The following is a 21,648-nucleotide window of genomic DNA, read 5'->3' as shown; positions in this document are numbered from 1 at the left end:
CCCGGGATCCGCGGCCCTTCTGTTTGTCCCCGAACGGGGGCGACGGACCGAAGCGCCTCGGGACAAGACAAGAACCCGGTACCAGCCGCCACCCGGCCCACCGGCCGGAACGAACAGACGAGGAAGACGAACCGTGCAACTCGAAGCGCACGCCCCGTCCGTACCGCCTTCCGACACGATCCCCAAGCTTGGCTCCACGGAGGACCCGACCTTGACTCCGCTCACCGCGCTCACCGCGCTCGACGACGCCATCGAGAACCTTGGTGTACCCGTCCCGTGCCGTTCCTACGACCCGGAGGTCTTCTTCGCCGAGTCGCCGGCGGACGTGGAGTACGCCAAATCCCTCTGCCGTACCTGCCCGCTGATGGAGGCCTGCCTCGCGGGTGCCAAGGAGCGGCGTGAGCCGTGGGGCGTCTGGGGCGGGGAGCTGTTCGTCCAGGGTGTCGTCGTCGCCCGGAAGCGGCCGCGTGGCCGTCCGCGCAAGAACCCGGTCACGGCATGAACACCCCAGGAACGATCGACCATCCCCTCACGTACGACCCGCAGAAGCAGGCCTCGATGATGCCGACCGCCGACGAGCCCGCAGGCTCCGCGACCGAAGACTTCACCACCAGCGGCGCGAACGACTCGCGCCAGAACAGGACCCGTGAGATGCAACTCATTCCAGAAGCCCTGGCCCGTGCGCATATGCACGAGCGGCTGCACGAGGCCGAGCGGGAGCGCCAGGCTGTGCGCCTGGTGACCGCTCGGCGGATGCAGCGCCGTGCCGAGCGCGCCTCCCGGCGCGCCCGCCGCGCGCTCGCCATGGCCGTCATGCAGTAACCGTGCAGGAGCGGTTCTCCGGGTCAGCCGGTTCCTCCGATCCGGCTGACCCGGCGGTCCCTCTCCACCGCGGGGGCCGGTCCGTGCCGAACGGACCGGCCCCCGCGGTGCGTTGCACCGAGCGGGCTGCGACGGCGGGCGCGGCCCGCGCGTCTCACGCCTGAGCCGTCGACTTCTCCTCCGCCGAGGCCCCCGCGCCGCCCGCCTCCACCGGGTCCGCCGCGCTCTCTGTGTTCTCCGTGCCCGACTCCGGTTCCTCCGGCCCGGATTCCTCCGGCTTCGGCTCCTCCGGGAGGAACCCCGGCAGCCACTCCCGCAGTTCGTCGCGGAGCCGTACCGTTCCGCCCAACTGGCACAGCACACCGATCGTGCTCAGGGTCACCCGGTGTATCAGCAGATACGCCGGAGGGAGGTTGAGCTGCTTGGCCAGTTGGTAGGCCGGGGAGCGGGGGTCGCCGATGCGTGCGGCCTGGCCGCGCATCCAGCCACGGGTGAAGGTGAACGCCTCGACCCGCGCCGGTTCGATGATCGGCAGGAGGTACTCGAGGACCGCGTCGGGGTCCAGTTCGACGGCCTCCCTGACGAAACCCTCCGCGCACAGCATCCGGTAGACGGCCTCCGCCTCGCCGTCCAGTGTCATCCGCAGGGCCTCGCCGATGGGCTGGGGCAGCCCGCCCGGGAGACGGTCCACCGTGCCGAAGTCCAGTACGCCCAGACGCCAGTCGTCCTCGCCGGCCGGACCGCCGGGCAGCAGACGGAAGTTGCCCGGATGCGGATCGGCGTGCAGCAGCCCGGTGCGGGCCGGGCCGGAGAACAGGAAGCGGGCCAGGAGCTGACCGGCCCGGTCGCGCTGCTCTTCCGTGCCGTCCGAAATGATCTCCGACAGGGGGACGCCGTCCATCCACTCGGTGACCAGCACCTGTTCGCCCTGGTGGACCACCGCCGGTACGACGACGTCGGGGTCGTCCGCGAACTCCTCGGCGTGGGTCTGCTGGGCCCGGGCCTCCAGGGCGTAGTCCAGCTCCTCCGAGACCCGGTCCTTCAGCTCCGTGATCAGCGGCTTGACGTCCATGCCGGGGATGAGCGGGCCGAGCAGGCGGGCGAACCGGCTCAGCTGGTTCAGGTCGGACAGCAGGGCCTCGCCGGCGCCCGGGTACTGGATCTTGACCGCCACCTCGCGGCCGTCGTGCCACACTCCCCGGTGGACCTGGCCGATCGAGGCCGCGGCGGCCGGCTTCTCCTCGAACTCGACGAACAGGTCGCGCCAGTCCTCGCCGAGCCGTTCCTCCAGCACCGTGTGCACGGTGCGGGTCGGCATGGGCGGGGCCGCCTCCTGAAGCTTCGTCAGCGCCGCGCGGTAGGGCCCGGCGATGTCCTCCGGCAGGGCCGACTCGAACACCGACAGGGCCTGGCCGAATTTCATCGCGCCGCCTTTTAGCTCGCCGAGCACCTTGAACAGCTGTTCCGCGGTGCGCTGCTGGAGCTCCCGGCCGACGATCTCCGCGGACTCGCCCACGATCCGCTTGCCGAGCCCCCAGGTCGCCCGCCCGGCGAAGCCGAGCGGGAGCGCGGCCAGCTTGGCGGTCCGGGTGACCGCCTTCCGGGGAAGATCAGACATGCGCCCTCCAAGTCCCTGCCGGCCGCTTCGCGTCCGCCATACGATACGACTCCTTCGACGGCCCTTGCGAGGCCATTGTCTCGTGCGCCCGGCCGTACTCGGAGGTGTGTTCCGACATGCCTTTCGCCGCGCTTCCCTCCGCCGCTCCGCACGGGCACCCGGGACGTGCCCGGACCGGCCGCGCGTGCCAGCGCAGCCCTGGGAGGGACACCTCCCAGCGGGTGCCGGCGCTGGACGGAACATGGCCGTCCAGGTGAGCCAGTGCGTGGGCGCCGGCCAGCCCGGCCGTGGTCGCGGCCAGAGTCGTGTCGCAGGCTCCCACCTGGCGCTGCCGTCCGGAGCGCCACTGGGCGACCAGACGGGGCCAGGCCGGGTCCCGGTCCGTCCTGTTCCCCTGGAGGCAGCCCGCGCAGGCCGTCTCACCGGGCAGGACGAGCGGTCCGACGACACCGGTCGCCTCCGCCACGCCCACGTAGAGATGGGGTGTTCCGGAGGCCACCAGGGGCTCGGCCCCCGACGGGTCGGGTGCGTGCACGGCGACGTCGTCCCGGGGAGCGAGGATCACCAGGGAGAACCCGGGACCGCCACCCGTGGACGGCGACCGGGCGGTACGGCGTCGTGGCCGGTCCGGCGCGGCGCGGCGCACGGCGCGGCGGGCCGCCTCGTCCCTGCGGTCGCCGACGGCTTCGGCGGGCAGGCCGCCCGGTGCGACGTCCCAGGGCTCGACCCGCCCGATGTCGCGCACGTCGACCTCACCCACGCCGGCTCCCGACAGCAGTGCCGCCAGCATCGCGCCCACCCGGCCCGCTCCCCTCACCTGCACCCGCGCGCCGCGGCGCGCGGCGAGGCGGCCGAGCGCATCGCCCGGTGCGGAGGTGGTCAGGGTCAGCGAGGCCAGGTCGGGGCGCAGCCGGTCGATGACCTCCCGCTTCTCGCGCAGGGCATCGGCGGCCGGGCCGCCGCCCCGGGAGTCGTCCAGGAGGCCGGCCCGCGCCAGTCTGGTCACGAGGCGGTCGACATGGCCGTCGGGCAGATCCATGCGCCGGCCTTCCTCGCGCAGGTGATCGAGTCCGCGGGCGCCGTTGAGCAGGTCGAGGAAGCTGCCCGTCGCCGTGTCCACCGGCCCCAGGGTCAGCGCGTGCGCGGGTGTCATCCCGAACTGCACGGTGTTGAGGTCGCGCCATCCGCGCCGGAGCGCGGGTTTCACCATCGGATGCATGCCAGGTCCCCCGTATGCCCTTGATCGGTGCCGTAGTTGCTGTGGTCGCCGTAGTTCCGCCGGAGCTCGGTAGCGTCGGCCCGCTCATGGGACGGCCGACGAGTGCCAGCATGCACCGCTTTGGCGTGGTGTGCGGAAAGTTGTCCACAGGTGGGATGAATGATCCTATGAATCCTGCGCATGGTGGGGGATCGGCATCGAAGCGTCCCGGAACCGGGACTTCCCCGTGGGCAGCGGGTAACGTCGGGGCGTGCCCGCCGACCCACCGCGCCGCCCCGCCCCGCCACAGCGCAGCACGACGAGCCAGCCGACGAACGGCTCACGGGCGAGCGCGATCGAGGTCCGCCGGAGTTCCCGCCGACGCAGAACGGTGTCCGCGTACCGCGAGGGCGATCGCACCGTCGTGCTCATTCCCGCCCGGATGTCCGAGGCGGAGGAGCAGCGCTGGGTGAGCGTCATGCTCGACAAGCTGGCCGCCCAGGAGAGCAGACGGACACTCGGGCACACCGAACTGGCCGAGCGGGCCGAGCGGCTGTCGGCCCAGTACTTCGACGGGCGGGCCCTGCCCCGCTCCGTGCGGTGGGTCACCAACCAGAACACGCGCTGGGGTTCGTGCACGCCGTCCGAGGGCAGCATCCGCCTGTCGCACCGGCTGCAGGGCATGCCCGAGTACGTCATCGACTACGTCCTCTGCCACGAGCTGGCGCATCTGCTGGTGCCCGGTCACGGGCCCCGTTTCTGGCGTCTGCTGGAGGCGTACCCGAAGACGGAACGGGCCCGGGGCTACCTCGAAGGCGTGGTCGCGGCCGGACGGCTGCCGCATCCGCCCGGCACCCGCGACGAGGGAACACGGTCCGGGGCGAGCACGCCGTAGGGGCATGCGCGTGTTGTGTACCGGGTCTGTACCGACTTCGTCGGTTGTCCGGTTTTGCCGTTAGCCTGGCGCGACGCACTCACATTCGGGATGGGGGACGGTCGTACGCATGGCCAGGGAATTCCAACGCGGCCACAAGGCCAGGATCAGTGATCTCACCGCCGGCACGGATCTGTACGTAGGCGTGCAGATCTCCGGTCCCGGGATCACCCTCGACATCAGCTGCTTCGGTCTCGACGCCGACGAACGGCTCTCGGACGACCGGTACTTCATCTTCTTCAACCAGCCGAAGTCCCCCGAGGAGTCCCTCCAACTCCTGGGTGCGCAGGCCGGCGACACGGAATCCTTCCGGGTGACGCTGGACCGGATCCCGCAGCAGATCAAGAAGCTGTCCTTCACGGCGGCGATCGACGGCGCCGGACAGATGTCCCAGATCGGGCCCGGATACATCCGCATCGTCGCGGGCGGCGAGGAAGTGGCCCGCTACTCCTTCGACGGCTCCGAGTTCTCCACCGAGCGGGCGGTGATGCTGGGTGACTTCTACTTCAAGGACGTGTGGCGGTTCGCCGCCGTCGGTCAGGGCTTCGACGGCGGGCTCGAAGCGCTGCTGAAGAACTTCGGCGGTGAGGTGGCGGAGGAGGAGCCCGCCGCCCCGCAGCAGCCGCAGGCGGGCGGCGCCGCCCCGGGCTTCGCACCGCCCGCGTTCGCCGTCCCCGGCACCCCCGCCCCGCCTCCCGCGCCTGCCCCGCAGCCCGCGGCGCAGGGCTTCGCCCCTCCTCCCGGCGCCACCCCGCCCCCGCCCCCGGCGCCGTCGGTGCACGTCGCGCAGACGATCGTCGCGCCCCTGAACACTCCGCCCGGTGGCTTTCCGGTGCCGCCTCCGGCTCCGGCGCCCGCGCCCTTCGGTCAGCCCGGCCGGCAGTCACCGCCCCCCGGTCCGTCGGCCCCGAGCGCCCCGCCGCCCCCCGGCTACGGCGCACAGCCGCAGGCACCCGTCCCGCCCCCCGGTCACGGCCTGTCGACACCCCCGCCCGGCTACGGCCAGCCGCCGCCGCCCGCACAGATGCCGGGTCAGATGCCGGGCCCGCCGGCCCTCTACGGGGCTCCGCAGGGCACACCGCAGATCCTGGGTGTGCTCGGTGCGCTCCAGACGTTCAAGGAGACGCCCACCGGGCAGCGCTGGACCCAGCAGAACCAGAAGCTCGTCCGCGTCGACCTCGGCATCGGCGGTCAGCCCGTGCTGGCCCGGCAGGGCAGCATGGTCCTCTACCAGGGCAAGGTCGACTTCAGCTACAAGGGCGCCGGCTTCACCGGCCGGCTCGTGGGCAACGCGACCGGCCAGGAGATGCAGCTGATGCGCTGCACGGGCCAGGGGCAGGTGTTCCTCGCCGAGGACGCCACGATGCTGCACCCGATCGAGCTCCAGGGCGACGCCGTGTGCGTCTCCGCCGAGAACGTCCTCGCCTTCGACGAGGGCCTCCAGTACGAGGTCCGCCGCATCGAGGGGCACGGCATTCCCGGTGGCGCGCTGTTCACGATGCAGTTCCAGGGGACCGGCACCGTCGTCGTGAAGACGCACGGGGTGCCCGTGGTGCTGCCGGTGACGCCCACCACGTTCGCAGACTGCAACGCCGTGGTCGCCTGGTCGGCCGCCTCCCAGGTGATCGTCTCCAGCCAGGTGCGAATGCGCCGCAACTCCTACCCCGGCGACACCGGGGAGAGCGTCAACCTCCAGTTCCGGGGAGCGCCCGGCAACTTCATCGTCGTCCAGCCGTACGAGATCTGAGGGAGCCCGTCATGAACCAGCCGCTCGCGGGCTACGCCCCCGCCCCCGTCACCGCGCGCATGGAGAACCACGGCGACCACATGCTGAAGGTCGCCATGCAGACCGGGAACGACCTCTTCGCGCGCGTGGGCTCCATGGTCGCCTACGAGGGGTTCGTCCAGTACGAGCCCAACCCGTCGGCCGTGCGCCAGATCGCGCGGGACTGGATGACCGGGGAGGGCGCGCCGCTGATGAAGTGCTCCGGCGACGGCCTGCTCTACCTCGCCGACTACGGTGCGAACGTCGTCGTGATCAACCTCGACGGCGACGGCATCTCCGTCAACGCCACCAACCTGCTCGCCTTCGACGCCCACCTGTCGTGGGGCGTGGAGCGGGTGAAGGGACTGGCGAAGTTCGCCGGGCAGGGCCTGTGGAACACCAGGATCTCCGGGCAGGGCTGGGTCGCGCTGACCTCCCGGGGCAAGCCGATCGTCGTCGACTGCGGCGGTGGCGAGGACGAGACGTACGTCGACCCGGACGCCCTGGTCGCCTGGTCCCCGAACCTCAAGGTGAAGGGCAAGCGCAGTTTCCGGGCGCAGTCGCTGATCGGCCGCGGCAGCGGCGAGGCCTACCAGATGGCGTTCTCCGGACAGGGCATCGTCGTCGTCCAGCCCAGTGAGGACAGCACCGACCGCCTCCGGGTCCGGGGCTGAGGGGGAGCAACCACATCATGCAGAGCCCGCTTTTCGCCCACAACGACCAGCAGACCCAGGAACGCTGGAGCCTGCAGAACAAGCAGATGCTCCGGGTCGCCCTGGGGGGTCACGACGACATCCTCGCCCGCAAGGGCAGCATGGTCGCCTACCAGGGGCTCGTCGAGTTCGACGCCGAGTACCAGAGCCGCGGTCAGTCCCTCAGCCGTGCGCGCACCGGTGAGGGACTGGACCTGATGCGCTGCCACGGGCAGGGCACGGTCTACCTCGCCAACCTCGCCCAGCACATCCATCTCATGGACGTGGACCACGAGGGGCTGACCGTCGACAGCAGCTATGTGCTCGCGATGGACTCCTCGCTGCACCACGAGGTCATCGCCGTCGACAGCCTGTACGGCATCTCCGGCTCCGGGAAGTACCAGCTCAACATCACCGGCCAGGGCAAGGTCGCGCTGATGACCTCCGGCATGCCGCTGCTGATGCAGGTGACGCCGGACAAGTACGTCAACTGCGACGCCGACGCGATCGTCGCCTGGTCCACGGCGCTGCGCGTGCAGATGCAGGCCCAGACCCACTCCTCCGGGGTGTGGCGGCGCCGCGGCAGCACCGGTGAGGGCTGGGAGCTCAGCTTCATGGGCAGCGGCTTCGTACTCGTCCAGCCCAGCGAGCTGCTGCCGCCGCAGAACGCCCGGATCGGCTCCGGTCTCGCCGCGCAGTACGGCATGGGCCAGCAGGGCGCCCGCGGACAGAACCAGGGCAACGTCTGGAGCTGAGTCTCCGGCCGGAACACCGGAACAGCGGTGAGGGGCGACCCGCCACGGGCGGGTCGCCCCTCACCCGTGCGTCAGACGCCCAGTCTCGCCCGGGTCGCTTCCAACAGGCGGACGACCGACGCGTCGGCCACGTCCGCCACCTCGTCGTACGGAAACCAGCGCAGGTCGAGCGACTCGTCGCTGATGGCGTGCGCGGCGTGCGGGGACGCCACGGCCGCGTACTGGACGTCGAAGTGCCAGTGGCAGGGCGGCGGGATCGCATGCCGGTCCAGACGCACCGGTCCGCCCTTCAGGAGGGTCAGCCCGGCGATGCCCGACTCCTCGGCGGCCTCCCGCAGGGCCGCGGCCGCGAGCGAGGCGTCACCCGGTTCACAGTGACCGCCCATCTGCAGCCACATCCGCAGCTTCCGGTGCAGGGTCAGCAGCACCCGGCCGCGCTCCGGATCGACGACCAGGGCGCTCGCGGTGATGTGGCCGGCGTCGCAGGCCTTCCACATGCCGTCCCGGTACGCGGCGAGGTGGTCGAGGTAGCTCTGGCGGAGCTCCGGCTGGCTCTCGTACCCCTTGAGCACGAGAACCGTGTCGTCGTACAGGCTCACTCGGCGCCGTCGCCCTTGTCCTTGCCGGTGCCCTCGTCCGGGCCACCGCTCCCGCCCTCGTCCTTCTTCCCGAGGTCGTGCTTGCCGGCCGCCTCACCGAGCATCTTGTCCAGCTCGGAGAAATCGATCTGCTCGCGGTGCACGAAACCGTCCGGATCGTCCAGGTCGGTGGCCGTCGGCAGCATGTCCGGGTGGGCCCACAGGGCGTCCCGGCCGTCGACCCCGCGCGCGTCGGTGAGCGAGGCCCACAGGCGCGAGGCGTCGCGCAGCCGACGCGGGCGCAGCTCCAGACCGATCAGCGTGGCGAACGTCTGCTCCGCGGGGCCGCCCGAGGCGCGACGGCGGCGCAGCGTCTCGCGCAGCGCGTCCGCGGACGACAGCCGGGGCTTCGCCGCCGCGTGCACCACGGCGTCCACCCAGCCCTCGACGAGGGCCAGCGCCGTCTCGAGACGGGCCAGGGCGGCCTTCTGCTGCGGGGTGTCCTCCGGCTGGAACATGCCCTGCTGGAGAGCCTCCTGCAACTGCTCCGGGTTCTGCGGGTCGAACTGGCCGACGACGTCCTCCAGCTTGGCGGTGTCGACCTTGATGCCGTGCGCATAGCCGTCGACCGCGCCGAACAGGTGCGAGCGCAGCCACGGCACGTGGGCGAACAGGCGCTGGTGGGCGGCCTCGCGCAGGGCGAGATACAGCCGCACCTCCTCCTGCGGGACGCCCAGGTCCTTGCCGAACGCCGCGATGTTCACCGGCAGCAGCGCGGCCTTGCCGACGGGGCCGAGCGGCAGGCCGATGTCGGAGGAGCCGACGACCTCACCGGCCAGCACGCCGACGGCCTGGCCGATCTGCGTGCCGAACATGGCGCCGCCCATCGAGCGCATCATGCCGATCAGCGGGCCCGCCATGGCCTGCATCTCCTCCGGCAGCACGTCGCCCATGGCGGCCCCGACGCGCTCGGCGACCGGGTCGACGAGCTCCCGCCAGGCCGGCAGGGTCGCCTCGACCCACTCCGCACGGCTCCACGCCACCGAGGAGGCCGCACCGGACGGCAGCGAGGTGGCGTCGTCCAGCCACAGGTCGGCCAGACGGACGGCGTCGTCGACGGCCCTGCGCTCGGCCGGGCCGACGCTGGCGTCCTTCGTGCCGTCCGAGGTGCCCTGGGAGACCGTCTGGCGGGCGATCTGCTTGGCCATGTCCCAGTTCACCGGACCGCCCTCGTAGGAGAGCATCTGTCCGAGCTGCTGGAACGCGGCGCCCAGGTCGTTGGGGTTCAGGGAACCGAACATCGCGGCGAACGGATTGTCGGCGCCGGGGCCGCCGAAGCCGCCGGCCCCGGGCATGCCGAAACCGAACGGGTTGGCCGGGTCCTGACCACCACCGCTCTGCGGGTCCTTCTTCTTGCCCTCGTCGCCGTCGTCCGGCTCCTCCGGCGGAAGGCCGAATCCGAATGGGGTGTCACTCACGGGATTCCTCGGCTGATAGGGCCGCCGGTTCTTTCCGGCGGCACGGCTGCCCGACAACACCACCCAGCGTAGACACCTGAAGCTGTTCGGGCCTCGATGCTTCGCCGACAGAAAGCCTGCGGCAGGATGGATGCCACCTGGTACACATGCTTCGCATGCGCTCGTACTGAAGACAACCGCTGGAGACGCCCGGTGAGTTCCCCAGATCCGCAGGTTCGCGCAGCGCGAAACCAGTCGACCCGCTCGTCGCCCCCGCGCGGGCCCGTCGTCGCGGTCACCGGCGCCGCGGCCGGTGTCGGCGCGCTGCTCACCGAGCGGCTCGCCGCCTCGGAGGAGATCAAGCAGGTCATCGCCATCGACGAGCGCCGCGGCGAGTGCGCCGAGGCGCACTGGCACATCCTGGACGTACGGGATCCCGCCATCGCGGACAAGCTGCGCGGGGCCGACGTGGTGGTCCATCTGGCGATCGACCTCGACCTGGAGACCGACGCCGCCGCCCGAACGGCCTACAACGTCCGGGGGACGCAGACCGTGCTGACGGCCGCCGCGGCGGCCGGGGTGCGCAGGGTGGTGCTGTGCACCTCGACGATGGTCTACGGGGCGCTCCCGGACAACGAGCTGCCGCTGTCCGAGGACGCGGAACTGCGGGCCACGGCCGAGGCCACCGGCGTGGGCGACCTCCTGGAGATCGAGCGGCTCGCCCGCAGGGCGCCCCGCGCGCACCCCGGGCTCAATGTCACGGTGGTCCGGCCCGCTGTGCTGGTGGGAGGCACCGACACCGCGCTGACCAGGTACTTCGAGTCGCCGCGACTGCTCGTGGTGGCCGGCTCGCGGCCCGCGTGGCAGTTCTGCCACGTCGACGATCTGTGCAGCGCCCTGGAGTACGCGGTCCGGGAAGAGGTCGAGGGCGAGCTGGCCGTCGGGTGCGACGGATGGCTGGAGCAGGAGGAGGTCGAGGAGCTCAGCGGCATCCGGCGGATGGAGCTGCCGTCGGCGGTCGCGCTGGGCGCGGCGGCACGACTGCACCGGATCGGGCTGACCCCGTCCCCGGCCGGGGACCTGGCGTACACGATGCACCCCTGGGTGGTCAGCGGGAGCCGGCTGCACGACGCGGGGTGGCGGCCCGCCCACACCAACGAGGAGGTGCTGGCCGAACTGCTCGAGGAGGTCTCCGGCCGGCACACGGTCGCCGGGCGGAGGCTCGGCCGCAAGGACGCGACGGCGGCGGGCGCCGCGGGAGCGACGGTGGCCCTGCTGGGCGCGGCCGCGGTGGTGCGGAGGGCGCGGAAGACCCGTCGGCGGATCTGACGGATCCGGGAACGGACCGGGAGCCGCCGGCCGGGGAGGGTCCGTGCGCGTGCGTGCGGGGCGACACGGGGCGGCGGGGCTGTTCCGTGCCGGTGCGGGCGTGGGGCACGATGGGGGCATGGCATCCACGAATGATCACCCCGGTGAGCAGGCGGCACAGGATCCGGTCAAGCTGATCGCGATCCGGGACGCGCCGCTGTCCGTGGACGAGATCCTCCGGGCCGTCGGCGATGACGCGGCCGGCGGGACGGCGCTGTTCGTGGGGACCGTGCGCAATCACGACGGCGGGTCCCACGTCGACGCGCTGGGGTATTCGTGCCATCCGAGCGCCGAGGACGAGATGCGGCGGATCGCCGAGAAGGTCGCCGCCGAGTATCCCGTGCGGGCGCTGGCCGCCGTGCATCGGGTGGGAGACCTCCGGGTCGGGGATCTGGCCGTCGTCGTCGGCGTGTCGTGCCCGCACCGGGGCGAGGCCTTCGAGGCCTGCCGGAAACTGATCGACGACCTCAAGCACGAGGTGCCCATCTGGAAGCACCAGAAGTTCTCGGACGGGACAGAGGAATGGGTCGGCGCGTAGTGCCGTCGTCGAGGACGGTGGTCGGGCGACGGGCGGGCGGGTGGGGGCGTGCCGAGGCGTTCCGTGTCCCCGTTCCGGACTCCGGTTGCGTAACCGCACCCCGGGTATGAGCGTTGTCACTGCGGATGGTTAATCTGCTGATCAGTCAGTCGCGGACGCTCATGGGGTTGGGAGGTCGGTATGGCCGCTCTTGCCTGGTTGCTGATTCCGTTCATGACCGCGGTCGGCGCGGGTCTCTGGGGAAGCTGGGCCAACCGCACGCGCAGGGCGCGGAGCGACGGCCCCGAGCTCGTCGGGTACGCCCGCTTCCGCGAGGCCATGGAGAAGCCTCGGCCCTCGGGTGACTGAGGGACCGAAAACCGCAGGTCAACGATGTACGCCAAGGTCAGGGCCGCCCGCTCGGGCGGCCCTGACGGTGCGCTGACAGCCTCGTCCCGTACTGTCGGTGCATGCCACGCCGCACCGCGACGATGCTCGCCTCCACCCTGATGCTGATCGCACTCCTGTGCGCGGGTGTGTTCCTTCCCGTGCCGTACTCGGAGATGTCCCCGGGGCCGACGGTGGACACTCTGGGCGATCACGACGGCGAGCCGGTGCTGCACATCGAAGGACGCAAGACCTATCCGACCGACGGCCACCTCAACATGACCACGGTGCGGGTCACGAGTGCCGACTACCGGATGAACCTGGTCGAGGCCGTCTACGGATGGCTCGCGCACGACAACAAGGTCGTGCCGCACGACACGCTCTACCCCGACGGCAAGACGGAGGAGGAGTCCACCCAGGAGAACGCCGAGGAGTTCAGCCAGTCCCAGGAGAGTGCCAAGGTCGCGGCCCTGAAGGCGCTCGACGTCCCGGTGAAGTCCTGGGTGATCGTCTCCAGTGTCGTCAAGGGGTCCCCCGCCGAGGGCAAGCTGCACGCCGGCGACGTGATCAAGAGCGTCGACGGCAGCGCGGTGCGCAAGCCGGCCGACGTCGCCGAACTCGTGACCGAGCATAAGCCCGGCGACGACGTCGAGTTCACGATCGTGCCCGCCAAGGAGCAGGCCGCCGCCGAGAAGGAGAACCGGGCGCCGACACGGACCGAGAAGGTCACGATCATCACCGCGGCCTCCGACGACGCGGGCAACAAGCGTGCGATAGTCGGAATCGCCGCCGGGACCGACCACACCTTCCCGTTCAGCATCGACATCAAGCTCGCCGACGTCGGCGGGCCGAGCGCCGGTCTGATGTTCGCGCTCGGCATCTACGACAAGCTCACCCCGGGCAGCCTGACCGGCGGCGCGTTCGTGGCCGGCACCGGCACGATCGACGACGCGGGCAAGGTGGGGCCGATCGGCGGGGTCCAGATGAAGACGGTCGGCGCACGCGCCAAGGGCGCCCGGTACTTCCTCACGCCCGCGGACAACTGCGCGGCGGCTGCCGAGGACATCCCCGAGGGTCTCACCCTCATCAAGGTGGACACCATCGACGACGCCCTCGACGCGCTGAAGGACCTCGGCTCCGGTGACACCGCGGACCTGCCGACATGCACGGCTTCCTGACCGCGCGGGCACACCGACCGCCCGCGCGGGCACGCTTCCAGCCGTCCGGTACGGGTTACTCCGCGAACGTCGCCGACAGCGCCTCCGCCAGACCCGGTACCAGGGCGGACCCGGTGAGGACCTCCGTGGGCGAGTCCTTCTCCCGCAGCCGCAGCGCGGAGTCACGGGTGCCGTCCCGCAGGACCGCGACCGTCATCCGGACCTCCTGGCGCTCCGGGTGCTTCGCCACCCACGCCGCCAGCGCGGCCCCGTCCAGATCCTGCGGGACCTGGGCCTCCGCGGACGGCGGCAGCATCAGACGCTCCACGGTCAGGGCACAGCCGGCCACCGAGTCGGGCCAGGCGATGGTGCCCAGGAACTCGTCGAGCGGCTTGCCCGTCGGAATCTCGTCCTGCTCGATCGGGGTGAGGGCGGTCGTCTCCTGCTCGTCGCCCAGACCGAGCCGGTCCGCCAGCAAGGGCTGTTCTGCGCGGAGCCGCGCGGTGTCTACGAGGGCGAAAAGGCGGGCAGGCTGGTCCCAGCCGAGGCCGGAGACGTACTCGTCGATCTCGAGTACGGCCCGAGTGAGCGGGTTCGCCGCCATGGGTGTGTTGGACATGGTCACAATCCTCTCTCGTTCAGGACCGGAATCGGGAACTGAGTAAAGAGTGAGTAAGTTGCATAAGTGTGGGCCCGCGATCGCGCGGGTCCGCGCATGGTCCACGAACTCGCGGGCCTGACGAATCAACAGCGAACTTCGAGGTGCCTACCTTGGCTTTCCAGATGCCGGACCGTGGCGGAGGCCCGACAGGGCCACGGATGAGAGTGGGCCGCCCGTCCCGGCGGGTCCGGACCCTGCTCATGACCCTGGGCGTCCTGGCCGTCCTTCTCATGGTGTTCACCATGTTCGCGGGGTTCTGGACTGACTGGTTGTGGTACCGCTCGGTCGATTACTCGTCGGTGTTCACGACGACCCTGTGGACCAAGATCGGACTCTTTTTCGTCTTCGGCCTGCTGATGGCCTTCGCGGTCGGCTTCAACATCTGGCTGGCGCACCGGATGCGGCCGCCGCTGAGTGCCATGTCGCTGGAGCAGCAGAACCTCGACCGGTACCGGATGAGCGTCGCGCCGTACAAGAAGTGGCTGCTGCTCGGGATCACCGCGCTGGTGGGGCTGATCGCCGGCGCCTCGGCGTCGAGCCAGTGGCGGACCTGGCTGATGTGGATCAACGGTGTGCCGTTCGGCCAGAAGGACCCGCAGTTCAAGCTGGACGTCGCGTTCTACGCCTTCGACCTGCCGTGGTACCGCTTCATGCTCGGGTTCGGCTTCGCCGCCGCGATCCTCTCGCTGATCGCCGCCGCGCTGACGCACTACCTGTACGGCGGGCTGCGGGTCACCAGCCCCGGCGCGCGGGCCACGGCGGCCGCCACCGGCCACCTGTCGGTGCTCCTGGGCATCTTCGTCGCCCTGAAGGCGGTCGCGTACTGGCTCGACCGGTACGGCCTGGCGGTCAAGTCCAGCGACTTCAAGGCGACCGACAACTGGACCGGTCTGCGGTACGTCGACGCCAACGCCTATCTGCCGGCCAAGACGATCCTGTTCTGCATCGCCGTGATCTGCGCGCTGCTGTTCTTCGCCACCCTGTGGCGGCGCACGTGGCAGCTGCCCGTGATCGGCTTCGGCCTGATGGTGCTGTCGGCGATCCTCATCGGCGGCCTGTACCCGGCGATCGTCCAGAAGTTCCAGGTCCAGCCGAACGAGCAGGCCAAGGAAGCGCCGTACGTCGAGAAGAACCTCAAGGCGACGCGTGAGGCCTACGGCATCGACGACGCCCAGGTCGACGAGTACCCGGGGACCAGCCAGACCGAGGACAAGACCAAGCTCCGCGACCAGGTCTCCGAGACGGCGAGCATCCGGATCATGGACCCGAACATCGTCTCGCCGACGTTCCAGCAGCTCCAGCAGATCAGGAACTACTACGCGTTCCCGACCAACCTGGACGTGGACCGCTATCCCGATCCCGAGACCGGCGCCGAGCAGGACACGGTCATCGGTCTGCGCGAGATCAACCTCAACGGCATCCCCAAGCGGAACTGGATCAACGACCACTTCCGGTACACCCACGGGTACGGTGCCGTCGCCGCCAAGGGCACCAGCGCCGACGACGGCCGTCCGGTGTTCACCGAGTCCGACCTGCCGTCCAAGGGCGACCTCGGCACGTACGAGCAGCGCATCTACTACGGCGAGCGGACGACGACGTACTCGATCGTCGGCGGTCCCCAGAAGGAGATCGACTACTCCGACGACAGCGGTGAGAAGACGACCAGCTACAAGGGCGACAGCGGTGTCAACCTCGCCAACCCGGTCAACCGGGCGGCCTACGCGGCGGCGTTCAGCGAGCCGCAGATCCTGTACTCCGGTGCCATCGGCGAGGGCTCGCGGATCCTGTACAACCGCACGCCCAAGGAGCGCGTCGAGGCGGTCGCCCCGTGGCTGACCATCGACGGCGACGCCTACCCCGCGGTGGTGGACGGCCGGATCCAGTGGATCGTCGACGCCTACACCACCAGCAACGGCTATCCGTACGCGTCGCGCACGACCCTCGGTGACACCACGGCCGACTCGCTGACCGCCACCAACGACAACCGCGCGGTGGTGGCCCAGGAGAACCGGGTCAACTACATCCGCAACTCGGTGAAGGCGACCGTCGACGCGTACAGCGGCGAGGTCAAGCTCTACCAGTGGGACACCAAGGACCCCGTCCTGAAGACGTGGATGAAGGCGTTCCCGGACACGGTGGAGCCGAGGAGCGAGATCTCCGGCGACCTGATGGCCCACCTGCGGTACCCGCAGGACCTGTTCAAGGTGCAGCGCGAACTGCTGACCCGCTACCACGTGAAGGACGCCAACACGTTCCTCAGCGGCAGCGAGGTGTGGCAGGTGCCGGCCGACCCGACGAACAAGACGGGCGACGCGGTGCCGCCGTACTACCAGAGCATGAAGATGCCCGACCAGAAGGAACAGGCCTTCTCGCTCACCACGACGTTCACTCCGAACGGCCGTGACAACCTCAGTGCCTTCATGGCGGTGGACGCCGAGGCGGGCAGCGAGGGGTACGGCAAGATCAGAGTCCTGAAGCTGCCGACGAGCACCACGGTGGCCGGACCCAAGCAGGTGCAGAGCCAGTTCAACTCCGAACAGGACATCGCCGAGTCGATCAGGCTGCTGCGAGGCGGCGACTCCGAGGTCGAGTACGGCAACCTGCTGGCCGTCCCGCTCGACGGCGGACTGCTGTACGTGGAGCCGGTCTACGTGCGCGGTGGTGGACTCAAGTACCCGCTGCTGCGGAAGGTGTTGGTGACCTACGGAGGCCAGACGGCCTTCGAGGACACGCTGGAGCAGGCTCTCGACAAGGTCTTCGGGGCCGAGGGTTCAGCCACCGAGCAGCCGCCGGCCGAGGACGAGGGCTCCGGTCGGGACGAAGGCAAGCAGAAGCCGCCCACGTCCGAGAACCCGTCGGTCCAGGCGGCCCTGAACGACGCCCAGGATGCCTTCGAGGCCGGTCAGGAAGCCCTGAAGAAGAACGACTGGGAGGCCTACGGCAAGGCGCAGAAGGATCTCGAGGAGGCCCTGCGCCGGGCTGAGAAGGCCCAGTCCGCGCAGGGCGGGGGCGGTGGCTCCGGCGGAGGTGGATCGGACGCCTCGAAGAGCAGTCCCAGCCCCGACCCGAGCCCGAGCAGTTAGCAAGCGGCCTGGTCAAAGGCCCACCCCGCGCCGTGGTACGGTTGCAACACAACGGCGCGGGGTGGAGCAGCTCGGTAGCTCGCTGGGCTCATAACCCAGAGGTCGCAGGTTCAAATCCTGTCCCCGCTACTGAAGTCGCGATGTCGGCGACGGCAAAGGCCCGGATTCCTTGAGGAATCCGGGCCTTTGCGCTGTGCGAACGCATGTGCCGAGCCCGGCGACGGCCGTGTCGACGGCGGGAGTTGGCCGATCTGTGTTTGACTTGTCTCTCTGTGGGCATGTCGACAAAACGCTGAAGTGACCTCACTGACTGCGGCATGTCAGGTGTACCCAGGTTGCGGGTGGTGCGACGATGGACGTTATGGGGGATAGGGCAACTCTGTACGAGACAGGGCGTTTTGAGCAGTCCGCTCCGCGGGAGGAACCTCGCGACGAGACGGCGGAAGCCGCCGACGAGGCAGCCGAGGAGCTGCGCCGCCGGCTCGCTGCCGAAGCCGGTGACGTGGAGGCGATGAGCGTCCTCGGCGCCATGCTGCTGCGTCGCGGCGATCTCGCCGGAGCCGAGCCCCAGCTGCGTGCCGCCACCGCTGCGGGCGACCGCGCCGCCGCCAACAACCTGGGCGTCCTCCTGTTCCAGCGGGGTTACGCGGAGGAGGCCGCCGGATGGTGGCGGATCGCCGCCGTCGCCGGTTCCGCCCCGGCGGCCCACGCACTCGGCCGGCACCACCGCGAGCGCGGTGACGAGCCCGCCGCCGAGTACTGGCTGCGCCAGGCCGCCGAGCAGGACCATGTGCTGGGCGCCTACGCACTCGCCGACCTGCTGGAACACCGGGGGGACACGGCCGGGACCGAGCGCTGGATGCGGGCCGCCGCCGAGCGGGGGCACCGGGAGGCCGCCTACCGGCTGGCCAGGGCGCTGGACCGGAAGGCCGCGGAGGAGACCGAGGACAGGGGTCGTCCGTTAGTGGAGGAGGCCGAACAGTGGTACCGGCAGGCCGCCGCGCGGGGGCACCGCCGGGCCGCACTGCACCTCGGCGTGATCCTGGAGAAGCGCGGCGAGCTCAAGGAAGCCGGCCGTTGGTACCTGACGTCCGCCAAGGACGGGGAGGCCCGGGCCGCCTGCGCGCTCGGCTTCCTGCTGCGCGACGCCGGGGACACCGACAACGCCGCCGTCTGGTGGCTGCGCGCGGCCCAGGACGGCGACGGCAACGCAGCCAACGCGCTGGGCGCCCTGCACGCCGAGCGCGGCGAGACCCAGACCGCCGAGCGCTGGTACCGGGCCGCGATGGACGCGGGCGACGTCAACGGCGCGTACAACCTCGCCCTGCTCTGCGCCGAGCAGGGCCGGACCGGACCGGCCGAGCAGTGGTACCGCCGGGCCGCCTACGCAGGCCACCGCGAGGCGGCCAACGCACTGGCGATCCTGCTGCTGACGGCCGGGGACGAGACGGGCGCGGAGCCCTGGTTCTCCAAGGCCGCGGAGGCGGGGAGCGTGGACGCCGCCTTCAACCTCGGCATCCTGCACGCGGGCCGGGAGGAGAACGCGGCCGCGCTGCGCTGGTACGAGCGGGCGGCGGCGGCCGGGCACACGGAAGCCGCCCTCCAGGTCGGCATGGCCCGGTTGCGTGCCGGCGACGAGGGTGAGGCGGAGCGGTTCCTGCGGTGCGCGGCGGGCGGCGGCAGCGCCGAGGCCGCCTACCGCCTGGCCACCGTCCTGGACGCCCGTCGCCCGCCGGAGCCCGCGCACGAACTGGGCGAACCGGTGAACCGGCGCAGCGAGTGCGAGGAGTGGTACGAGCGTGCCGCCTCCCAGGGCCACCGGCGCGCGCAGGTGCGCGTCGGCATGCTCGCAGCGGCCCGCGGCGACGTGGTCGAGGCGGCCCGCTGGTACCGGGAGGCGGCCGAGGCCGGTTCCCGCAACGGCGCCTTCAACCTGGGCCTGCTGCTGGCGCGGGAGGGCAGCGAGCCCGAGGCGGCCGTGTGGTGGACCCGCGCGGCCGACGCCGGACACGGCCGCGCGGCTCTGCGGCTCGCCCTGGTCTACGCGCGCCGGGGTGAGCTCGCCGAGGGCCAGTACTGGGCCGACCGTGCGGCGGCGCTGGGCCCGGCGGCGGTCACGGAACGGGCGATCCGTCTGCGCGACGCGCTCCGCGAGGAACTGTCCGCGTGACGGCGCACGCACCTTGAGGGAGCACGGCCCTCAGGGAGCACGGCCCTCAGGAATCACGGCCTCCACCGAAAGGGATTTGCTTCCGTCCACCCCCTTGACGTAATGTTGCGTTCATCGACGCGGGGTGGAGCAGCTCGGTAGCTCGCTGGGCTCATAACCCAGAGGTCGCAGGTTCAAATCCTGTCCCCGCTACTGAAGGCCGAGGGCCGGAATCCGAAAGGGTTCCGGCCCTCGGTGTATGTCCCCGATCGGACTCCTGAGTGCACGTGAAAGCCCCCGGCACACTGCCGGGGGCTTTCGTCTACGTCAGGGAGGGGGCGGTGCGGGCCGGGCGGCCTACGTCGCGGCGCAGTTCGGGCAGACGCCCCGGTACGTCATCTCGACGCTCGAGATCGTGAAGCCGAAGCGCTCGGTGTCGGGGAGGTCGGCCAGCGGGTTGCCCGTCGGGTGCACGTCCCGGATCGCTCCGCACTGCGCGCACACCAGGTGGTGGTGCGGCCGGTGGGCGTTCGGGTCATAACGCTTGGCCCGTTTGTCCGTGGCGACTTCCACCACCTCGCCGAGGGTGACCAGTTCGCCCAAGGTGTTGTAGACGGTCGCCCGGGAGATCTCCGGCAGCCTGGTGACGGCTCTGGCGTGCACCTCGTCGGCTGTCAGATGGACGTGATCGCCGTCGAGGACCTCGGCCACCACACGACGCTGTGCGGTCATCCGCCAGCCACGTCCGCGCAGTCGTTCCAGAAGGTCGCTCATGGACACCAGCCTAACAGCCGGGGGGACCAGGTCCCGAACAGGTGTGACTTTGGAGCATTGCTTGACTTAGACATCATCCATTCTAGGATCAGTGCTGGCTTCAGCCAAGGGTGAATGCTTCGGCAAGCGGCTGGAGGCCGCGGTCCAGGCCCTGTGCGGCTGATTCCAGCGCTGGACCGCTTGCCGTTGCGGCGGGCCGGGCCCCTTCGAGGGGCCCGGCCCGCCGGTCATGCCGGTGTGTGCTGGGCTGACTGCCCTCGGACGGGGGCCCAGCAGCGGATGATGTCGCGCACCGAGACGATGCCGACGGGCTCGCCCCGCTCCAGGACGATCAGATGACGGAAGCCGCCGCGCGTCATGGCGTGAGCGGCGTCCTCGAGCGTCCAGGACGGGGTGGCGAAGACGACGTCGGTCGTGGTGTGGGAGTGGGCGTGTTCGGAGTCCGGGTCCTGCCCCAGCCCCAGGGAGACGAGGACGTCGCGTTCGGTGAGGATGCCGATGCCGGTGCCGTCGGGGTCGAGGACCACGGCCGCGCCGACACGGCGGGCGGACATCAGGGCGGCGGCCTGGCGGAGTGTGTGGGCGGGGCCGATGGTGAGGACCACCGTGCTCATGGCGTCGCGGACGAGCATGGGATGGAGCCACCTCCTACCGGAAACCGTGCCGGCGGACCTCGGGCCGGTCCGCTGGTTCAAGGCTTCACAAGTTCACAAGCGGGGGGACTCCCACGGTCGCAGGCGAAACGGGCGCCAGCAAGAGGGCGCGTACGGCGCAGTGGGGGGCGCGGCCTCGGCCCGGACGTCAGTAGCGCTGGTTGAGATAGCCCAGCAGTTCGTCGTGGAGCAGTCCGTTCGAGGCGGCGGCGTTGCCACTGTGCGGTCCGGGGCGGCCGTCGAGTCCGGTGAAGCTGCCGCCGGCCTCGGTGACCACGATCGCGGTGGCCGCCATGTCCCAGAGGGACAGCTCCGGTTCCGCGCACATGTCCACCGACCCCTCGGCGACCATCATGTACGGCCAGAAGTCGCCGTACGCGCGCGTGCGCCACACCTCGCGGGTGAGGTCGAGGAAGCCGTCCAGGCGCCCCTGCTCCTCCCAGCCGCTGAGCGAGGAGTACGCGAAGGAGGCGTCGGAGAGCCTGGAGACCCCGGACACCTGGAGCCGGGAGGCCTGGGACAGGCTGCGGCCGGTGAAGGCGCCGTGGCCCCGCGCGGCCCACCAGCGGCGGCCCAGGGCGGGGGCCGAGACCAGTCCGACGACGGGCTGGAAGCCCCCCTCCCCGGCCTCCATCAGGGCGATCAGCGTGGCCCAGACCGGGACGCCGCGTACGTAGTTCTTGGTGCCGTCGATCGGATCGATCACCCAGCGCCGCGGGCCCGTGCCCTCCACGCCGTACTCCTCGCCGAGGATCGCGTCCCTCGGACGGGCACGCTTCAGGTGGCCGCGGATGACGTCCTCCGCGCCCTTGTCCGCCTCGGTCACCGGCGTCATGTCCGGTTTGGTCTCCACCTTGAGGTCGAGGGCCTTGAACCGGTCCATCGTCGCGGCGTCGGCGGCGTCCGCGAGGACGTGGGCGAGACGCAGGTCGTCAAGGTAGTCGGGCATGCAACGAACCGTATCTGCCGAGGTGGGGCCGGGGCCACCTCGGGTTCGAGGGCTGTGCGCCCGCTGTGCGCCACGGCGTACGGATCGTGCGCGGGGAGTGCGCGGGTCGCGTGCGGGGAGTGCGCGGGTCG

20 protein-coding genes and 2 tRNA genes are annotated in these 21,648 nt (G+C 70.9%); 14 read left to right on the top strand and 8 right to left on the bottom strand.

Annotation, left to right across the window (positions count from 1 at the left end; translation table 11 throughout):
* The first annotated feature begins 133 nt into the window (after window positions 1-133).
* A complete protein-coding gene (locus tag ACWEQO_RS10020; protein ID WP_361459122.1) occupies window positions 134-502 on the top strand; it encodes a WhiB family transcriptional regulator in 369 nt (122 codons plus the stop codon).
* The gene (locus ACWEQO_RS10015) at window positions 499-822 is read left to right on the top strand and encodes a hypothetical protein (RefSeq protein WP_361459124.1); all 324 of its coding nucleotides are present in this window, start codon (window positions 499-501) and stop codon (window positions 820-822) included. The genes ACWEQO_RS10020 and ACWEQO_RS10015 overlap by 4 nt, the downstream gene beginning before the upstream one ends.
* 154 nt (window positions 823-976) lie before the next feature.
* Here the strand turns inward: ACWEQO_RS10015 and ACWEQO_RS10010 are convergent, their stop codons facing one another.
* On the bottom strand, window positions 977-2,440 hold the full coding sequence (locus ACWEQO_RS10010) for an ABC1 kinase family protein (RefSeq protein WP_361459126.1): 1,464 nt from the start codon (window positions 2,438-2,440) through the stop codon (window positions 977-979).
* The gene (locus ACWEQO_RS10005) at window positions 2,433-3,659 is read right to left on the bottom strand and encodes a ThiF family adenylyltransferase (RefSeq protein WP_361459128.1); all 1,227 of its coding nucleotides are present in this window, start codon (window positions 3,657-3,659) and stop codon (window positions 2,433-2,435) included. Before ACWEQO_RS10005 ends, ACWEQO_RS10010 begins: the two co-directional genes overlap by 8 nt.
* A gap of 250 nt (window positions 3,660-3,909) precedes the next feature.
* Between ACWEQO_RS10005 and ACWEQO_RS10000 the strand changes: the two genes are divergently transcribed.
* From ACWEQO_RS10000 to ACWEQO_RS09985, 4 genes are all read left to right on the top strand, one after another.
* Window positions 3,910-4,533 (top strand): M48 metallopeptidase family protein, encoded by a 624-nt coding sequence (locus ACWEQO_RS10000; protein ID WP_361459130.1) that lies wholly within the window; start codon window positions 3,910-3,912, stop codon window positions 4,531-4,533.
* A gap of 109 nt (window positions 4,534-4,642) precedes the next feature.
* Window positions 4,643-6,319 (top strand): TerD family protein, encoded by a 1,677-nt coding sequence (locus ACWEQO_RS09995; RefSeq protein ID WP_452980964.1) that lies wholly within the window; start codon window positions 4,643-4,645, stop codon window positions 6,317-6,319.
* An 11-nt stretch (window positions 6,320-6,330) separates the two neighbouring features.
* Complete coding sequence (locus tag ACWEQO_RS09990) at window positions 6,331-7,011, top strand: AIM24 family protein (protein WP_361459134.1); 681 nt, start codon at window positions 6,331-6,333, stop codon at window positions 7,009-7,011.
* A gap of 17 nt (window positions 7,012-7,028) precedes the next feature.
* Entirely contained in the window at window positions 7,029-7,784 is a 756-nt protein-coding gene (locus ACWEQO_RS09985) for an AIM24 family protein (RefSeq protein ID WP_361459136.1), read from the top strand.
* Window positions 7,785-7,855: 71 nt separating this feature from the next.
* On the opposite strand, the gene ACWEQO_RS09980 is transcribed toward ACWEQO_RS09985, so the two are convergent.
* Together ACWEQO_RS09980 and ACWEQO_RS09975 are read right to left on the bottom strand one after the other, a co-directional pair.
* Window positions 7,856-8,383 (bottom strand): NUDIX hydrolase, encoded by a 528-nt coding sequence (locus ACWEQO_RS09980; RefSeq protein WP_361459138.1) that lies wholly within the window; start codon window positions 8,381-8,383, stop codon window positions 7,856-7,858.
* Entirely contained in the window at window positions 8,380-9,840 is a 1,461-nt protein-coding gene (locus ACWEQO_RS09975; protein WP_361459140.1) for a zinc-dependent metalloprotease, read from the bottom strand. Before ACWEQO_RS09975 ends, ACWEQO_RS09980 begins: the two co-directional genes overlap by 4 nt.
* A gap of 192 nt (window positions 9,841-10,032) precedes the next feature.
* Here ACWEQO_RS09975 and ACWEQO_RS09970 point away from each other — a divergent pair, with 192 nt between their 5' ends.
* The 4 genes from ACWEQO_RS09970 to ACWEQO_RS09955 all read left to right on the top strand — a co-directional run bounded on the left by ACWEQO_RS09970 (window position 10,033) and on the right by ACWEQO_RS09955 (window position 13,269).
* Entirely contained in the window at window positions 10,033-11,148 is a 1,116-nt protein-coding gene (locus ACWEQO_RS09970; protein ID WP_361459142.1) for an SDR family oxidoreductase, read from the top strand.
* Window positions 11,149-11,266: 118 nt separating this feature from the next.
* Entirely contained in the window at window positions 11,267-11,725 is a 459-nt protein-coding gene (locus ACWEQO_RS09965; RefSeq protein ID WP_452980958.1) for a molybdenum cofactor biosynthesis protein MoaE, read from the top strand.
* Between the two features lie 180 nt (window positions 11,726-11,905).
* Window positions 11,906-12,073 carry a hypothetical protein gene (locus ACWEQO_RS09960; RefSeq protein WP_361459146.1) on the top strand — a complete coding sequence of 56 codons (168 nt, stop codon included), beginning with the start codon at window positions 11,906-11,908 and terminating at the stop codon, window positions 12,071-12,073.
* A gap of 101 nt (window positions 12,074-12,174) precedes the next feature.
* On the top strand, window positions 12,175-13,269 hold the full coding sequence (locus tag ACWEQO_RS09955) for a YlbL family protein (protein WP_452980955.1): 1,095 nt from the start codon (window positions 12,175-12,177) through the stop codon (window positions 13,267-13,269).
* Window positions 13,270-13,324: 55 nt separating this feature from the next.
* Here the strand turns inward: ACWEQO_RS09955 and ACWEQO_RS09950 are convergent, their stop codons facing one another.
* Window positions 13,325-13,867, bottom strand: a complete 543-nt coding sequence (locus ACWEQO_RS09950; RefSeq protein WP_452980952.1) for a PPA1309 family protein — start codon at window positions 13,865-13,867, stop codon at window positions 13,325-13,327.
* A 164-nt stretch (window positions 13,868-14,031) separates the two neighbouring features.
* On the opposite strand from ACWEQO_RS09950, the gene ACWEQO_RS09945 reads away from it, so the two are divergent.
* The 4 genes from ACWEQO_RS09945 to ACWEQO_RS09930 all read left to right on the top strand — a co-directional run bounded on the left by ACWEQO_RS09945 (window position 14,032) and on the right by ACWEQO_RS09930 (window position 19,354).
* The gene (locus tag ACWEQO_RS09945) at window positions 14,032-16,992 is read left to right on the top strand and encodes a UPF0182 family membrane protein (RefSeq protein WP_361459158.1); all 2,961 of its coding nucleotides are present in this window, start codon (window positions 14,032-14,034) and stop codon (window positions 16,990-16,992) included.
* Between the two features lie 55 nt (window positions 16,993-17,047).
* A tRNA-Met gene (locus tag ACWEQO_RS09940) sits at window positions 17,048-17,121 on the top strand.
* A 223-nt stretch (window positions 17,122-17,344) separates the two neighbouring features.
* Complete coding sequence (locus ACWEQO_RS09935) at window positions 17,345-19,162, top strand: tetratricopeptide repeat protein (RefSeq protein WP_361459152.1); 1,818 nt, start codon at window positions 17,345-17,347, stop codon at window positions 19,160-19,162.
* A 118-nt stretch (window positions 19,163-19,280) separates the two neighbouring features.
* Window positions 19,281-19,354, top strand: a tRNA-Met gene (locus ACWEQO_RS09930).
* Window positions 19,355-19,498: 144 nt separating this feature from the next.
* Here ACWEQO_RS09930 and ACWEQO_RS09925 read toward each other — a convergent pair.
* The 3 genes from ACWEQO_RS09925 to hisN all read right to left on the bottom strand — a co-directional run bounded on the left by ACWEQO_RS09925 (window position 19,499) and on the right by hisN (window position 21,517).
* A complete protein-coding gene (locus ACWEQO_RS09925; protein WP_452980949.1) occupies window positions 19,499-19,915 on the bottom strand; it encodes a Fur family transcriptional regulator in 417 nt (138 codons plus the stop codon).
* A 227-nt stretch (window positions 19,916-20,142) separates the two neighbouring features.
* Window positions 20,143-20,547, bottom strand: a complete 405-nt coding sequence (locus ACWEQO_RS09920) for a CBS domain-containing protein (protein ID WP_361456467.1) — start codon at window positions 20,545-20,547, stop codon at window positions 20,143-20,145.
* A gap of 169 nt (window positions 20,548-20,716) precedes the next feature.
* Window positions 20,717-21,517: a histidinol-phosphatase gene (hisN, locus tag ACWEQO_RS09915; protein WP_361456470.1), complete on the bottom strand. Its 801-nt coding sequence runs from the start codon at window positions 21,515-21,517 to the stop codon at window positions 20,717-20,719.
* Window positions 21,518-21,648: the final 131 nt, after the last annotated feature.

This window comes from Streptomyces sp. NPDC004051 (assembly GCF_053604275.1).
The sequence above is the reverse complement of the archived record's forward strand: the minus strand, read 5'-3'. Positions and strand labels throughout refer to the sequence as shown.

Coding starts and splice junctions, on each gene's coding strand:
- ACWEQO_RS09960 (WP_361459146.1), top strand. CDS start 11,906: ATGGCCGCTCTTGCCTGGTTGCTGATTCCGTTCATGACCGCGGTCGGC.
- ACWEQO_RS09950 (WP_452980952.1), bottom strand. CDS start 13,867: ATGTCCAACACACCCATGGCGGCGAACCCGCTCACTCGGGCCGTACTC.
- ACWEQO_RS09990 (WP_361459134.1), top strand. CDS start 6,331: ATGAACCAGCCGCTCGCGGGCTACGCCCCCGCCCCCGTCACCGCGCGC.
- ACWEQO_RS09965 (WP_452980958.1), top strand. CDS start 11,267: ATGGCATCCACGAATGATCACCCCGGTGAGCAGGCGGCACAGGATCCG.
- ACWEQO_RS09995 (WP_452980964.1), top strand. CDS start 4,643: ATGGCCAGGGAATTCCAACGCGGCCACAAGGCCAGGATCAGTGATCTC.
- ACWEQO_RS09985 (WP_361459136.1), top strand. CDS start 7,029: ATGCAGAGCCCGCTTTTCGCCCACAACGACCAGCAGACCCAGGAACGC.
- ACWEQO_RS09925 (WP_452980949.1), bottom strand. CDS start 19,915: ATGAGCGACCTTCTGGAACGACTGCGCGGACGTGGCTGGCGGATGACC.
- ACWEQO_RS10010 (WP_361459126.1), bottom strand. CDS start 2,440: ATGTCTGATCTTCCCCGGAAGGCGGTCACCCGGACCGCCAAGCTGGCC.
- ACWEQO_RS10005 (WP_361459128.1), bottom strand. CDS start 3,659: ATGCATCCGATGGTGAAACCCGCGCTCCGGCGCGGATGGCGCGACCTC.
- ACWEQO_RS09945 (WP_361459158.1), top strand. CDS start 14,032: ATGCCGGACCGTGGCGGAGGCCCGACAGGGCCACGGATGAGAGTGGGC.
- ACWEQO_RS09920 (WP_361456467.1), bottom strand. CDS start 20,547: ATGCTCGTCCGCGACGCCATGAGCACGGTGGTCCTCACCATCGGCCCC.
- ACWEQO_RS10015 (WP_361459124.1), top strand. CDS start 499: ATGAACACCCCAGGAACGATCGACCATCCCCTCACGTACGACCCGCAG.
- hisN (WP_361456470.1), bottom strand. CDS start 21,517: ATGCCCGACTACCTTGACGACCTGCGTCTCGCCCACGTCCTCGCGGAC.
- ACWEQO_RS09955 (WP_452980955.1), top strand. CDS start 12,175: ATGCCACGCCGCACCGCGACGATGCTCGCCTCCACCCTGATGCTGATC.
- ACWEQO_RS09935 (WP_361459152.1), top strand. CDS start 17,345: ATGGACGTTATGGGGGATAGGGCAACTCTGTACGAGACAGGGCGTTTT.